Below are 14,809 nucleotides of genomic sequence, written 5' to 3'. Positions count from 1 at the left end.
GGGACTCCACAATGGACAAGCACAAACGCGGGTTGTCCCGCAGATCGATGCTCGCGGGTACCGCGGCCGGGGTCATCGCCCCGGTCGTGGTGTCGGCCGGCGCCGGTTCGTCACCCGCCGCCGCGGCCGGGATGACCCGCAACATCACGGTGTACGCCGACTACGTTCCCGGTTCGACCCGGGTCGGTTACGGGCTCGAGCCCGGTAAACCGACGATCCCCGGGCCCCTCCTGGAGTGCTACGAGGGCGACACGCTGGTGATCGAACTGGTCAACAACACCGACCAGCGGCTTTCGATTCACCCGCACGGCGTCAACTACGACACCAAGTCGGACGGCTCGCCGTTCAACGATTCGTTCAACAAGCCGTACGAGACCAAGACTTACACCTGGAAGACGCGGACGGCTTACCAGGCGGCCAACGGTTTCTGGATGCCCGGCAGCGCGGGGTACTGGCACTACCACGACCACGCGTTCGGCGGCGACCACGGCACCACGGGCCTGATGAAGGGGCTCTACGGCGGTCTGATCGTGCGCAAACGCGGGGATCTGCTGCCCAGCAAGCAGTTCACCGTGGTGTTCACCGAGATGTGGGTCAACCACCAGATCGCCCCGAACACCCCGATCTTCGAGGCGAACCTCGGCGAGCGCGTCGAGTTCCTCTGCATCGGGCACGGCAACCTGATGCACACCTTCCACCTGCACGCGCACCGCTGGGCGGACACCCGCACCGGCATGCTCACCAGCGCGACCGACAACGCCCCGATCCTCGACAACAAGACCCTGGACCCCGGTAACTCCTTCGGGTTCCAGGTGATCGCCGGTGACGGCGTCGGGCCGGGCGCGTGGATGTACCACTGCCACGTCCAGCAGCACTCGGACGACGGCATGTCCGGGGTGTTCCTGGTCCGCAACGCCGACGGCGGGATGCCCTCGGGCGCCCAGGAGGCGATCGACCGGTTCAAGGGACACCAGCACGGCACCACGGCCAAGCCGGACGCCACCGGCGCCTCGGCCCATCACCACTAGACTTGAAAGGAGCGAGATCTTGAGACGAAACGTTTCGCAACGCCGGCTCCGCAGACGGTCACTGGCCGCGTTGGCGGTCGGGGCCGTGGTCACCGCGGGACTTCCGCTGGCCATCGCACCGGTGACCGCACAGGCCGCCACGAACGTCCCGATCAACGTCCTGGTCTTCCACGGCACCGCCGCGGACCAGAAGGACCCCGTCCTGCGCGCCACGGACGCGATCGCGAGCCTTGGCCAGTCGAACGGGATCTCCGTGTCGTCCTCTTCGGACCCCGCGGTGTTCACGCAGGCCAACCTCGCGAAGTACCGCGGCGTCGTCTTCCTTTCCGCGCAGGGCATCACGCTCAACCGCGACCAGGAAAGCTCGCTGCAGAACTACATGAAGGCGGGCGGCGGTTTCCTCGGCCTGTCCGACGCCGCTCGTGCGCAGGACGGTTCGCAGTGGTTCTCCGGGCTGATCGGAGCGCGTCCGGTGGGGGCTCGTCCCACCCCGGAGGTGGTCGCCGCGGTCACCGCGAGCGCCGAGAACGCGCCCAACGAGGGCAAGGAGAAACTGGCCGACAACAACGAGAACACCAAGTGGCTGGCCTTCACGAACACCGCTTGGATCGCCTACAAGCTGGCCGCGCCGGTCGCGGTGAGCAGCTACGCGCTCGTCTCGGCGAACGACTTCGCCGGTCGTGACCCGAAGAGCTGGACCCTGCAGGGTTCCCACGACGGGGCCACCTGGACCGATCTGGACACCCGAACCAACGAGGCGTTCGCCGACCGGTTCCAGAGCCGTACGTTCACCTTCGCCAACACCACGGCGTACGCGAACTATCGGCTCAACATCACCGCCAACGCCGGGGAATCGGCCACCCAGCTGGCCGACTTCAAGTTGTTCAAGGACAACTCGACCACCCCGCCGCCGCCCGAACCCGACCCGGCGCAGGCCACGGTCGACGTCCTCGACAAGGCGAACCCGGCCACCGCGGGCCTGCCGCAGAAGTGGATCCGCACCGACCGGTGGCTCAACTGGGAGGTCAACCCGGTCGGCACCGTGCACACCGTGGCGCAGGTCGAGGAATCGACCTACAAGCCGGGAGTCGGCGCCAACGGCGCCTTCCACCCGGTCTCGTGGTGCCGTGACTACGACGGTGGCCGTTCCTTCTACACCGGGATGGGCCGGACCGAGGCGAGCTACGGCGAGGCCCAGTTCCGCAGCCACCTCCTCGGCGCACTGAAGTGGACCACCGGCATGGTGCGCGGGGACTGTAAAGCGGGCATCGCGGCCAACTACAAGGTCGAACGCCTGACCGCGAAGAACCAGGCGGGCCAGCTCGACCAGATCGGCGAGCCGCACGGGCTGACCATCGCCGCGAGCGGCCGGGTGTTCTACATCGGCCGCGCGGCCTGCCCGACCGGTTTCGTGGAAAGCTGGGACGACCCGAACGTCGGCCTCGGCTGCGGCACGGTCCACCAGTGGGACCCGGTCACCAAGAAGGCGAAGCTGCTCACCACGTTGAAGGTGATGGGCAACCGCGGCAACACCAGCGAAATGATCAAGAACGAGGAAGGCCTCCTCGGGCTCATGCTGGACCCGAAGTTCAGCGAGAACGGGTTCATGTACGCCTACTGGATGCCGCACGAGTCGATCGACCGCGACAAGCGGATCGGCAAGCGCACGGTCTCGCGGTTCACCTACGACCTGAAGAACCAGACGCTGGACCAGGCGACCCGCAAGGACCTGCTCTCGTGGGACGTCCAGATCCACAGCTGCTGCCATGCCGGTGGCGGCATGGACTTCGACAAGGACGGAAATCTTTACATCGGTTCTGGTGACAGCAACTCGTCGCAGGGGTCCAACGGGTACTCCGGCAACAACTGGACCCAGGAATACAAGGGCGTCTCGTTCCAGGACGCACGCCGCACCGCCGGTAACACCAACGACCTCAACGGGAAGATCCTGCGGATCCACCCGGAGGCCGACGGCACGTACACCAACCCGGCTGGCAACCTGTTTCCCGAGGCGAACGACCCCGGAAACAAGACCAGGCCCGAGATCTACGTGATGGGCGTGCGGAACATCTCGCGTCTGCAAGTCGACAAGAAGACCAACTGGCTGACCGCCGCGTGGGTCGGACCGGACGCGTCCTCGCCGAGCCCGGAACTCGGCCCGGCGAAGTACGAGACCGCCACGATCATCACCGAGGCAGGCAACCACGGCTGGCCGTACTGCATGGGCAACAAGCAGCCGTACCGTGACCGCAGCAGCACCGACGCCGCGGTCCTCACCGGCTGGTACGACTGCGACAACCCGGTCAACACCTCGCCACGCAACACCGGCCTGGTGAACCTGCCGCCGGTCAAGAAGAACATGATCTGGTACTCGCCGGACGGCGGCGGGCCGGTGTTCCCCAACCGTCCCAACAGCTCCGTCCCGACGTACAACGCGGCCGAGGCCACCTACACGCAGCCCTACCTCAAGGGCGGCGGCCAGGCGGTCATGACCGGGCCGACGTACCACCGCGACCTGGTCAACACCAACAGCGGTGTCGCGTGGCCGTCGTACTGGAACGACAAATGGTTCATCGGTGATCAGAGCAACGGCCAGAACCGGATCGCGGTCACCGTCGACCCGAACGGCGTCCCGAAGCAGGATCCGCCGTTGTTCGCCGAAACGGTGCGGCAGATCCTTCCGACCGGCGGTGGTGACCAAAAACTGCAGAGCTGGATGGACGCCAAGTTCGGGCCGGACGGCGCGCTGTACGCGCTCGACTACGGCAACGGGTTCTTCACCCTGGACGCCAACCAGAAGCTGCTGAAGATCAGCTACACCGGCGGCGAGGCGACCCCGTCCGCGACGGCGATGTCGACCATGGTGCAGAACAAGCCGCTCACCGCGGCCTTCACCGGGTCGAAGTCCGGCGGCGTCTCCTACCGGTGGGAATTCGGCGACGGCACGATCTCGACGCAGGCCGACCCGCGGCACACCTACCCGCGCACCGGGCTCTACACCGCGAAGCTGACCGTGACCTACGCGGACGGCGAGACGGTGACCACACGGAACTCGGTGAGTGTCGGGTGCTTCGTCGCCGATTCCGGTGCCACGGTGACCATCGGTGACACCGATACCGGGGTGGCCAACCGGAACGCGGGCGGCGGGTGCAAGGTCGACGACTTGATCGACGACGAGAGCACGTGGACCTCCCACACCGGTTTCGTCAACCACGTCACGCAGGCCGTGGACCGGCTCGGTGACCTCGGGGTGCTGAACTCGGCCGAGTCGGACAAGATCAACGCGACGGCCGCCGCGTCGCCCATCGGCAACAAGGGCGTCACCGGCTACGACGCGATCTACGACGGCACGGCGGAATCGTTCCGCAACTGGTCGCAGGCGCCGTCCGGGCAGTTCGCCATCCAGCCGGACGGGTCACTGCGACCGTCCGGTGGGCTGGGGATGCTGTGGTACTCGGCACGGCAGTTCGGCAACTTCTCGGTGAAGCTGCAGTTCAAGGACATCGCGCCGACGGGCAGTGCCAACAGTGGTGTCTTCGTCCGGTTCCCGGACCCGCGGACCCCGCTGGAGCAGCGTCCGCCGGGCAGCTGCGGCACCGTCGGTTCGGCGAAGACGTCGCAGGCCTGGGTCGCGATCTACTGTGGACACGAGGTCCAGTTGTACGACGGGGCCACCGGTGAACCGCAGAAGACGGGGTCGATCTACAACTTCGATCCTCGGCCGCTGGACCAGGCCGGCGTGAAGCCGAAGGGGACCTGGAACGAGTACGAGGTCAAGGTCGTCGGGCAGAAGTACACGATCAGTCGCAACGGCGTCGTGATCAACGAGTTCGAGAACGCGCCGGGGATCAACTCGTCGCGGGCGGGCGACCCGTCGACCGACTTCCGGCAGTTCGTCAGCGGGTTCATCGGTCTGCAGAACCACGGTGACAACGACCTGATGGAGTTCCGCAACATCCGGGTGCGGCAGCTGTAGCCAAGATCGGCCGGGCGCGACCTCCCTCGCGCCCGGCCGGTCTCCCTGTACGGAAGGTTTCCCTGCGATGTCCCCACGAAATCTCGCTGTGGCCGTCCTGGTCACGGCGTTCGCCTTACTGGGCCTGGCGTTGCCGGGCTCCTCCGCACCCGCCTCCGCCGCCCCGGTCCAGACCCTGGAATGGACCGCGGGCGACAGCACCGACCACTACCTCAGCGCGCCTGCCACCGCCGTGGCAGGCGAGACCACGATCCTGTTCAAGAACACCGAAGCCCTCGGCTCGACGATGTCGCACTCGCTGACGTTCGACACGTCGACACCGGGCTACAACCACGACGTCATTCTGAACATCTTCGCCAACCCTTACGACGAGCAGAACGGCGAGCACGAAGCGACCGTGACGCTCACGCCCGGGAAGTACCGGTTCTACTGCACGGTGCAGGGGCACAGCAAAATGTTCGGCGAGCTCGTCGTCACCGACGGCGGGGGCGTCGACACCACGCCGCCGACCGTGACCGCCAACGTCACCGGCACCAAGGACACGGCGGGCAACTACGTCGGTTCCGCGACGGTGAACCTGGCCGCTTCGGACAGCCAGTCCGGGGTGGACAAGGTCGAGTACCAGCTCGACGGCGGTGCCTGGACCGCGTACACGGCGCCCGTGGTGGTCTCCGCGGCCGGTTCGCACATGGTCCACTATCGCGCTTCGGACAAGGCCGGGAACGTTTCACCCGAAGGGATGTCGTCGTTCAGCGTCGTCGCAGGCCAGCCCGGTGACAAGACGCCGCCGACGGTGACCTCCGAGGTGACCGGGAACAAGGACGGTGCGGGGAACTACCTCGACACCGCCACCGTGAAGCTCACCGCCACCGATGCCGGAACCGGTGTGGACAAGGTCGAGTACAAAGTGGACGATGACGCCTGGACCGCGTACACCGCGCCGGTCGCTGTTTCCGCGCCCGGTATGCACATGCTGCACTACAAGGCGTCGGACAAGGCGGGCAACGTCTCGCCGGAAGGCATGGCGCATTTCACGGTGGTCAGCAGTGACACCACCGCGCCGACCGTGACCTCAGCGGTGACCGGGAACAAGGACGCTAACGGCGACTACGTCGGCAAGGCGACCGTGACACTGACGGCCACGGACGCCGGTTCGGGCGTCGGCAAGGTCGAGTACAAATTGGACGGTGGCCCGTGGCTGACGTACTCGGCGCCGCTCGCGCTGACCGTCGTCGGCGCCCACACGGTGAACTACCGCGCGACCGACAAGGCAGGCAACGTCTCGCCGGAAGGCGCGGCGACGTTCACCATCGTCGAAGGCGACGACAGCACCGCGCCGATCGTTTCCGTGGTGGTGAGCGGTGACCTGGACGGAAGCTGGTCGTACATCGAGGACGCGACCATCAACCTGACCGCGACGGACACCGGGTCCGGTGTGGACAAGATCGAGTACAAACTGGACGGTGGGGCCTGGACGGGGTACACCGCGCCGGTCAAATCGACCGCGCTCGGCACGCACACCCTGACCTACCGTGCTTCGGACAAGGCGGGCAACGTCTCGGCGGAACAGGGTGGCGCGTTCACCATCGTCGCCGCGCCGCCGGGCCCGGACGCGTGCCCGGACTCCGACGTCCGCGACACGGTGATCCTCGGCACGGCGGACAGCCAGGTCGAGAACCGCGACACCGGCAACGGCTGCACGATCAACGACGTGCTCGACGACGAGTCGGACTACTCGTCGAACGACCAGTTCGTGACCTACGTGCGGGCGGTGACCCAGGAACTCCTCGACGGCGAGGCCATCTCGTCCGACGAGCGGAACCTGATCGTCACGGCGGCGATCGACTCCGGCATCGGCGGCTCGACCGCTGAACCGCAGAAGCGGCCGGAGACGAAGAACCCCGGTATGAAGAAAGTCGTGAAGACGCCGATCAGGGACGTCTGAGCGAAGGACCTGCTACGCAAGTAGTCCTCTAGTTGCGATCAGGGTTGCGATCCCGAGGTCCGTGAAGGCCTCCCTGAGGGACCCAGAGTCTCTCAAGGAGGCCTTCACGGACCCGCCACCTGACAAGACACCTTTAGTGTTCAGCCCCCACCACCGGTAACGACATGATCGGCGAAACCCTGGCGACCGCGTTCGAGGAGCAGCGTGGTCGCCTGGTGGCGGTGGCCCACCGGATGCTCGGGTCGCGGGCGGACGCCGAGGACGCCGTCCAGGAAGCCTGGCTGCGGCTGGCCCGCCAGGACGACGGCACGATCGACAACCTCGCACTGTGGATCGTCGCCGCTCTTCTGGCGGTCATGTATCTCGTGTCCGGCGTCGGGAAACTGTTCATTCCGCGGGAAGAGATCGCCGGAGTGGCGTCCGGCGCGGGCTGGGTGCTGGATTTCGGCCCTGGCGCGGTGAAGGCCATCGGGGCGATCGAGATCGCGGGTGCCGTCGGCCTGATCCCTGCCCGCGCTGCTCGACATCGCCCCGGTGCTGGTGCCGCTGGCCGCGCTCGGGCTGGCGCTGGTCATGGCGGGTGCCGTGGTCCCGCGGCTCCGCCGTCACGAACCCGAGATCGCGCTGCTGGATCTGGGCTACCTCGCGCTGTGCGCCTTCGTGGCCATCGGCCGTGCCTGACTCCGGGAGTACGTGAAGGCTCAGGGGCCAGGCAAAGTCGCGGAGTTGCTGGTGGTAGTCCGGGCTTGACATTTCTGGTCCCTGCAAGGGTCGAGCGGGGAAGATTCGGGACGGTGAACGTCCGAAATCTTCCCCGCTCGGGCGTGTGCCGTAGAGGGCATGTCCCTGAACCTCTGCTGGTCAGCTTCGCGACCGGTGTGATCCCGCGACGATGGAGGAATGGGGACACTCGACGTCCCCATTCCTCCATCGTCAGCTCGCGCAGCGACGAAGAGGAAGGGGTCCTTCATGTACTCAGAGCATCAGGACTTCTGCTTCGAGCGTCCGAGGATGCGACGGCGTCCGTGGCCGTTGGTGCGTTCCTCGTGCAGTTCCTTCAGCGACAGCATCATCGCGTCTTCCTGCTTCATCAGCGGATCGTTGCGCAGGTCCTTCCAGACCGACGCGCACAGCCCGACCATCACGAACACGAACGGCACCGCGATCAGGATGGTGAGGTTCTGCAGACCGGTCAGCGCCTTGTTCCCGCCGACCAGCAGCATCACCGCCGCGACGGCGCCCATCAGCACGCCCCAGAAGATGACGACACCCTTCTTCGGATGCACGCTTCCGCGCTGGGACAAGGTGCCCATCACCACCGACGCCGCGTCCGCACCGGAGACGAAGAAGATGGACACCAGGATCATCACCAGGATCGCGATCGGGATGAACCACGGCAGTGTCTCGAGCAGTTCGAACGTCGCCGACTGGGCGCTGCCCGCGCCCGCGATGTCCGTCCCCGCCCGCTGCCTGCTGATCGCCGCGCCGCCGAAGATCGCGAACCAGATCAGGCTCACGACGCTCGGGATGGCGATGACGCCGAAGATGAACTGCCGGATGGTGCGGCCGCGGGAGATCCGCGCGATGAACATGCCGACGAAGGGCGTCCACGAGATCCACCACGCCCAGTAGAAGACCGTCCAGCCACCGAGCCAGGTCTGCATCTCGTCGCCACCGGTCATCCCGGTGCGGCCGGACATCTCGGCCAGTTCGCGGAAGTAGTCGCCGATCGCGCCCGGCACGATGTTGAGGATCAGCACGGTCGGTCCGACCACCAGCACGAACACCGCGAGCACCGCGGCGAGCACCATGTTGATGTTGGACAGCCACTGGATCCCCTTGGCCACCCCGGACACCGCCGACGCGATGAAGGCGATGGTGAGGATGGCGATGATCGCGACCAGCAGGCCCTTGCCGGGGTCGTCGATCCAGCCGACGGCGCCCATGCCGCCGCCGACCTGGAGCGCGCCGAGGCCGAGGGACGCGGCCGAACCGAACAGGGTGGCGAAGATCGCCATGATGTCGATCGCCTTGCCCAGCGGGCCTTCGGTGCGCCGCTTGCCGATCAGCGGCGCGAACACCGAACTGATCAGCTGGGTGCGGCCCTTGCGGAAGGTGCTGTAGGCGATCGCGAGACCGACGACGGCGTAGATCGCCCACGGGTGCACGGTCCAGTGGAACAACGTTGTGGCCATCGCGGTGTGGACGGCTTCGTCGGAATTCGGGGCCGCGGTGCCAGGGGGCGGGCTCGCGAGGTGGGAGACCGGCTCGTACACGCCGAAGAACATCAGGCCGATGCCCATCCCGGCGCTGAACATCATCGCGATCCACGACGAAGTCCGGAATTCGGGCAGTTCCTTGTCCCCGCCCAGCGGAATCCGGCCGTAGCGGCTTATGGCCAGACAGACCGCGAAGACCACGAAACCGCTCGCGGTGAGGACGAAAGCCCAGCCACCGTAAGGGATCACGGCGTCGTTGAGGAGGGTCGACGCGACATTCGCGAGGCTCTCCGGCGCGAGGACACCCCAGACGATGATCGCGAGCGCGAGGGCCGCCGCCACAACGAAAACGGTCCGATCGGTCTCGGCGGGTCGTTCGGAGGCGAGATCGAGGGGGACGTGCTCATCGGGCGTGTGCCCGGGACCTGTCGTATCCGGGGCGTTGGCGAGGTCTGTCGCGGTCCCCGCGACAACTTCTTCCGCTTGTTTACCGTCCTGCGAACTCATGTTCAGCCACGCGCCGATGACAGCGCGATCTCCTTCCGCCTTAGTCAACCCGTTTGCATCACTGCACCCTAACCAGAAAACTGGTAACCGGCAGGAAATACGGACCAAGAGGTTTAAACCCGTGATTGTGGGTCTGACCTCGACGGATGTCGGTCTGGTTCACGGTCTCGGCGGGAAAGTGTCGCTCGCGACACCGGCGGTCAGGAGATCGTGCGGAGTGTCTCGCGAAGGGCCCTGCTGAACTGCGGTTCTTCGGCGAGGCTTTCCGCGCATCCCTCGGATTCGACGCCCGCCACCCCACGGGCGCCCACCGGGAGCGAAACGCCCCCACCTCACGATCGGCGGGGCGAGGTGGTCACGACGGGTTTCAGACCGCGGCGCCGCCCCTCCAGAAGGGGTGACCGAGCGGGTCGCCACCGGCGGCGGTCGGACGGCCCTGCCGCGTGTGATTGCGCTCAAGCAGGTAGGTGACGAGGGCGATGAAGGCGAGGGTGACGATGATTGCGGTCATGGCAGTAAGTTTGCGCCACTGGATATCCTGCCAAAAGTGGCAGTTCTGTCGTTGTGCGTCAAGATCCTGCCAGCTATGCTCCGGCCATGCTGAAGAGCGTCGCCGTAGTGCTGCTGGACAACTTCGCCCCCTTCGAGTTCGGCGTCGTCTGCGAGGTGTTCGGCTACGACCGCACCGATGACGGAGTGCCACTGCTCGACTTCCGTGTCTGCGGGGAGCGAGCGGGAGAACCGCTCAGTCTCGGCCACGGCGTCAAGGTGACCCCGGAACACGGTCTCGAAGCGACCGAGGGCGCGGACCTCGTCGTCGTTCCCGCCTGCGACGTGCGCGACGAGTACCCGGCCGCGGTGCTCGAAGCGCTTCGCGCGGCTTCGGCGCGGGGAGCCACTTTGCTTTCGGTTTGCAGCGGCGTGTTCGTGCTGGGTGCCGCCGGCCTGCTCGACGGGCGCCGGTGCACGAACCACTGGCGGCACAGCGCCGGGTTCCGGAAGCGGTTCCCGCTGGCCCGCCTCGACCCGGATGTCCTCTTCGTCGACGATGGCGACATCATCACCAGTGCGGGGACGGCCGCCGGTATCGACGCCTGCCTGCATTTGGTCCGGCGCGAACTGGGGTCCGCCGCGGCCACCGCGATCGCCCGGCGCATGGTGGTGCCGCCGCAGCGTGAGGGCGGGCAGCGGCAGTTCGTCGAGGTGCCGATCCCGGAGAGTGCCGGCGACAGCCTTCAGCCCGTGCTCACCTGGATGCTCGACACCATCGACCGTGAGCATCTCGTCGCCGATCTCGCTCGCCGCGTGCAGATGTCCGAGCGCACCTTCGCCCGCAAGTTCGTCGCCGAGACGGGCACCACGCCGCACCGGTGGCTTTCGACGCAGCGAGTGCTGCACGCGAGGTCCCTGCTGGAGGAGACGACGATGGGCATCGACGAGGTCGCACGCCACTGCGGGTTCGGTTCGGGTGCCCTGCTGCGCCACCATTTCCACAAGGTCGTCGGTGTTTCCCCGCAGGACTACCGCCGGACCTTCGCACCGCAGCGCGTCTGATCCACAAAGGACGATCAGAGGGCGAACACGGTGACGTATTCCGCGTCCCGCACGACGTAGCCGAACCGTGCGCGGAGTTCGCGGACGACCGCGCGCATATGCTCGGCGCCGTAGACCACGCCGATCGTCCCGGGCTCTTGGTGTCGCCGCTCATGCAGTCCGGCCAACGCGTCCACGAGGAGTTTGTCGCGGCTGCCGCTGATCAGGTCGTCGGATTCGGGCATGGCCTCGGCGGATTCGACCCACGAATCGTCTTCGTCGTCGACGGTCAGGAACCGCGCCAGCATCCCGCGGGTGCCGAAGCCACGCAGGAACACCCCCAGTGTCGGAGCCAGGACGGAAATCATCAGCCTGTCGCCGAGCGGGACGCGTCGCCAGCCCTCGGCGAAACCCGTGCCGTCGAGGTCCGGGCGGACGGTCGGCGCGGTGAAGGTGTCCGCCTATAGGTCCTGCACCACCAGTCCGAGTCGCTTGTTCCGTGCCGCGAGCCGGTAGCTCGCGGTCAGCCGCGACACCGGCCTCGCGTCGCCGACGCCCTCCGCCACCACCACGTCGCATTCGTTCGCTTGCCGCCGCACGGCGTCGAAGTAGGCCTGCGTACCGATGTGCACCATGGGGAACAGCCGGAACTCGAGCGCCGATCCCTTGGCGCGCAACGTCAGAACCACGGCGCGGACACCCAATTCGTTCGCGACGACGATCTCCATGGCCACCACCTCCCGTGCTGGGAGAACGCGCGACCGGGCCGGAAGGTTGCCGTGTGCCTCAGGCGGGACGACGTCCGACGGCTTCCGAGATGTCGTGAGCCAGTACGGCGGCGCCTTCGGTGAACCCGTTGATGAGGATCTTCTTGCCATCGGTGAGCCTGACGAGACAGCCGACATCGCCGCCGAGGGCCCTGGCGAGGATGTTGTTCTTGGTGTGGTCGATGACCGCCTCGACCTCGTTCCACGGCACGACGGTGGTCGACCTGCTCCAGGTGTGCACGAATCCCCGCTCGTACAGGGTGAAGGTCTCGCCCCGTTTGCTGATCGCGTGCCAGCAGGCCCAGGCGCCCATCAGCATCAGCCCCAGCCCGCCGCCGATGACGACGCCGAGGACCGTCTCCCCGCCGGAGGCCCCCGCTTGCTGTCCCATCAGGAACAGGACGACTCCGACGATGGCGATCGGTGCGCCGATCGCCATCGCGGCCAGACCCCGCAGCGCGCGGCTACGGGAATTCGTCTCGAAGCGTTCGATGCAGGCGCCCAGTTCGGTCACGCGCGGAACGCTAACGGCGAGCGCGGGGACCGGTCCCTAGTCCTTCGGCGCCTTGGTGAAGAAACCGAGCGACTGGGCGAGGGCCGCGCCGCCGACCAGCACGGCGATGGGCAGGGTCTTGACCCAGAAGGCGTCCGCATCGAGCGAGACCAGCAGCGCGATCATCCCGCCCGCCAGCACCGCCAAGACGAGCATTCCCAGCGCGACGCGAGGCTTCGAGACCATTTGTCCTCCAAAGTGGGTCGAAGGAGCAAGTTTCGCGACGGCTCAGCCGCGGAACGAGGTCATTTTTGCCGCTTCGGACTCGTCGCCGCGCGGAGCGTGTGCCTCTCCGGTGCTTCGCCGATCAGTGCAGGGCCGATCAGTGCAGGGCCGATCGAGTTTGCGCGGCGACCGAAGCCAGGCGTACGATCAGGGCAGTCGTACAGGACGAACGCCCTAGGAGGCGGAGGTGGCAGGCTCCCCGGCCGCGGAACGTGGTCAGGCCGTGCGGCGGCGGTTGCTGGAGGCCGCGGTCGAACTGGTACCGGAACGAGGCTGGTCCGCGGTCAGCACCCGGATCCTGGCCGAACGCGCCGGGGTCACGCCGAGCGTCGTGCACTACCACTTCCTTTCGTTGCGGGCGTTGCTGATCGAGGGCGTGCTGGGAGCGATGCGCGAGGTCGCCGGTGCCTTCGAGCCTTTGCTGGAAACCATCGACACGCCCGCGGCCGCGGTGGACGCGCTGCTGGCGTCGGTCGGCGAGTACACCGGGGTCGATCCGATGTCGTTGCTGTTCGCCGAGGCCTATCTGACCGCGACTCGCGATGAGGCCTTGCGCCAGGGCATCCAGGAGATCCTCACCGGTTTGCGTACCCGGTTCGGCGGTTGGCTTGCTGAGCGTGGAGTGGCCGACGCCGACGGTACCGCGGCGGTGCTCTTCGCCGCGGTGGACGGGCTTTTGCTGCATCGCGCGCTCGAACCGGAGGCCGATCGCGATGTCACTGTGGCTGTCCTCCGTCGACTGGTCAGCTGAACTCGAAAGGGAAGAACTCTGATGAAGGTGGCGATCTGCGGTGCCGGTATCACCGGTCTGGCACTGGCGCACCGGCTCGCGGCGCGGGACGTCGAGGTCGTGGTGCTCGAGCGTGCCAAGGGCCCTCGGGAACAGGGCTACATGATCGACTTCTTCGGGCCGGGTTTCGACGCGGTCGAGGAGATGGGCCTGCTTCCTCAGGTCGAAGCCGTGGCGTACCAGGTGAATGAAGCGAGTCTGCTGGACGAGCGAGGCCACCGCCGGGCGGCGATCGACTACGGCCGGTTCGCCAAGTCCGTTGGCGGCAGGCTGTGCAGCATCATGCGGCCGGATCTGGAACGAGTGCTGCGTACGACACTGCCGTCCACAGTGGACGTCCGGTTCGGCGCCGGGGTCTCGGAAGTCGAGGATCTCGGCGACCGGGTGCGGATCACGCTCGCGGGCGGCGAGGCGCTCGAAGCCGATCTGCTGGTCGGCGCCGACGGGATCCATTCGACCGTGCGGCGGCTGGTTTTCGGTGACGAGAGCCGGTTCGTGCGCTATCTCGGATTCCACACGGCGGCGTTCGTCTTCGAGGACGAAGAGATCCGTGCGCGGGTGGGGGAGCGGTTCTGCCTGACCGACACCGTCGGGGCGCAGATGGGCTTCTACGGTCTCCGCGACGGCAAGATCGCGGCGTTCGCCGTGCACCGCGCGCCGGATCCGTCCCTGCCGGGCGATGCTCGGGCGGCGTTGCACGCGACCTACGGTTCGCTCGGCTGGGCGGCGCCGAAGGCGCTCGATCTTTGCCCGCCCGCCGAGGAGGTGTACTACGACCAGGTCGCGCAGGTCGACATGCCGTCGTGGAGCCGCGGCCGGGTCGTTCTCGTCGGCGATGCCTGCTACGCCGTCTCACTTCTCGCTGGTCAAGGCGCTTCTCTGGGGATCGCGGGCGCGTTCGTGCTGGCCGAACAGCTCGCCCGGACGTCCTCGATCGAGACAGCGTTCACGGAATACGAAAAGCTGGTCCGTCCCGTGGTGACCGAGAAGCAGCAGGTCGCCCGCCGGGGAGCCCGCTGGTTCCTGCCCGCGAATCGGCTCGTGCTCCAGGCGCGCCGCGTTTTCCTTCGGCTGGCACGGCTCCCGGGCCTCGAACGCCCGCTCGCAGCCGCTGTCACGGGTAAGTCGACGGCACTGGTGACGAATCTGAAGCGAACACGTCAGAACAACATGAAAACCGTTCGATGACGGAAGGTGAAGCCACGCCCTCACCGGCGCACGACGATGAGTCCCTGAACAAGACAACCTACCCATAGATCGCGCCCC

Annotated in this window: 13 protein-coding genes and 2 pseudogenes; 9 read left to right on the top strand and 6 right to left on the bottom strand. The window is 67.0% G+C overall.

Features of this window, described 5'->3' with window-relative positions:
• Window positions 1-11: 11 nt before the first annotated feature.
• From ACM6LR_RS35450 to ACM6LR_RS35425, 6 genes and pseudogenes are all read left to right on the top strand, one after another.
• Entirely contained in the window at window positions 12-1,028 is a 1,017-nt protein-coding gene (locus ACM6LR_RS35450) for a multicopper oxidase domain-containing protein (RefSeq protein WP_414945352.1), read from the top strand.
• A gap of 19 nt (window positions 1,029-1,047) precedes the next feature.
• Window positions 1,048-5,004, top strand: a complete 3,957-nt coding sequence (locus ACM6LR_RS35445; RefSeq protein WP_414945351.1) for a ThuA domain-containing protein — start codon at window positions 1,048-1,050, stop codon at window positions 5,002-5,004.
• Between the two features lie 67 nt (window positions 5,005-5,071).
• Window positions 5,072-6,949, top strand: coding sequence for an OmpL47-type beta-barrel domain-containing protein (locus tag ACM6LR_RS35440; RefSeq protein WP_414945350.1), 1,878 nt, complete (start codon window positions 5,072-5,074; stop codon window positions 6,947-6,949).
• A 164-nt stretch (window positions 6,950-7,113) separates the two neighbouring features.
• Window positions 7,114-7,296: pseudogene (locus tag ACM6LR_RS35435) on the top strand (sigma factor); the annotation flags it as partial.
• A gap of 9 nt (window positions 7,297-7,305) precedes the next feature.
• Window positions 7,306-7,413: pseudogene (locus ACM6LR_RS35430) on the top strand (DoxX family protein); the annotation flags it as partial.
• Window positions 7,414-7,483: 70 nt separating this feature from the next.
• Complete coding sequence (locus ACM6LR_RS35425; RefSeq protein ID WP_414945349.1) at window positions 7,484-7,630, top strand: DoxX family protein; 147 nt, start codon at window positions 7,484-7,486, stop codon at window positions 7,628-7,630.
• Window positions 7,631-7,932: 302 nt separating this feature from the next.
• On the opposite strand, the gene ACM6LR_RS35420 is transcribed toward ACM6LR_RS35425, so the two are convergent.
• Both ACM6LR_RS35420 and ACM6LR_RS35415 read right to left on the bottom strand, forming a co-directional pair.
• Window positions 7,933-9,675, bottom strand: coding sequence for a BCCT family transporter (locus ACM6LR_RS35420; RefSeq protein ID WP_414945348.1), 1,743 nt, complete (start codon window positions 9,673-9,675; stop codon window positions 7,933-7,935).
• A 367-nt stretch (window positions 9,676-10,042) separates the two neighbouring features.
• A complete protein-coding gene (locus tag ACM6LR_RS35415) occupies window positions 10,043-10,186 on the bottom strand; it encodes a hypothetical protein (protein ID WP_414940015.1) in 144 nt (47 codons plus the stop codon).
• An 86-nt stretch (window positions 10,187-10,272) separates the two neighbouring features.
• Between ACM6LR_RS35415 and ACM6LR_RS35410 the strand changes: the two genes are divergently transcribed.
• On the top strand, window positions 10,273-11,229 hold the full coding sequence (locus tag ACM6LR_RS35410; protein ID WP_414940014.1) for a GlxA family transcriptional regulator: 957 nt from the start codon (window positions 10,273-10,275) through the stop codon (window positions 11,227-11,229).
• Window positions 11,230-11,243: 14 nt separating this feature from the next.
• On the opposite strand, the gene ACM6LR_RS35405 is transcribed toward ACM6LR_RS35410, so the two are convergent.
• The 4 genes from ACM6LR_RS35405 to ACM6LR_RS35390 form a co-directional block, all read right to left on the bottom strand.
• On the bottom strand, window positions 11,244-11,576 hold the full coding sequence (locus ACM6LR_RS35405; protein ID WP_414945347.1) for a hypothetical protein: 333 nt from the start codon (window positions 11,574-11,576) through the stop codon (window positions 11,244-11,246).
• A gap of 93 nt (window positions 11,577-11,669) precedes the next feature.
• Window positions 11,670-11,936, bottom strand: coding sequence for a hypothetical protein (locus ACM6LR_RS35400; protein WP_414945346.1), 267 nt, complete (start codon window positions 11,934-11,936; stop codon window positions 11,670-11,672).
• Window positions 11,937-11,994: 58 nt separating this feature from the next.
• Window positions 11,995-12,489: a hypothetical protein gene (locus ACM6LR_RS35395; RefSeq protein ID WP_414940012.1), complete on the bottom strand. Its 495-nt coding sequence runs from the start codon at window positions 12,487-12,489 to the stop codon at window positions 11,995-11,997.
• Window positions 12,490-12,525: 36 nt separating this feature from the next.
• Complete coding sequence (locus tag ACM6LR_RS35390; RefSeq protein WP_414940011.1) at window positions 12,526-12,714, bottom strand: hypothetical protein; 189 nt, start codon at window positions 12,712-12,714, stop codon at window positions 12,526-12,528.
• Between the two features lie 226 nt (window positions 12,715-12,940).
• Between ACM6LR_RS35390 and ACM6LR_RS35385 the strand changes: the two genes are divergently transcribed.
• Window positions 12,941-13,504 carry a TetR/AcrR family transcriptional regulator gene (locus ACM6LR_RS35385; protein ID WP_414940010.1) on the top strand — a complete coding sequence of 188 codons (564 nt, stop codon included), beginning with the start codon at window positions 12,941-12,943 and terminating at the stop codon, window positions 13,502-13,504.
• A 21-nt stretch (window positions 13,505-13,525) separates the two neighbouring features.
• Window positions 13,526-14,731 (top strand): FAD-dependent oxidoreductase, encoded by a 1,206-nt coding sequence (locus ACM6LR_RS35380; RefSeq protein WP_414945345.1) that lies wholly within the window; start codon window positions 13,526-13,528, stop codon window positions 14,729-14,731.
• Window positions 14,732-14,809 lie beyond the last annotated feature (78 nt).

Source organism: Amycolatopsis sp. cmx-11-32 (assembly GCF_047608695.1).
In the GTDB taxonomy this organism is placed as follows: Bacteria; Actinomycetota; Actinomycetes; order Mycobacteriales; family Pseudonocardiaceae; genus Amycolatopsis.
Note: the sequence above shows the minus strand (reverse complement) of the source record. Positions and strands in the feature narration are given on the sequence as shown.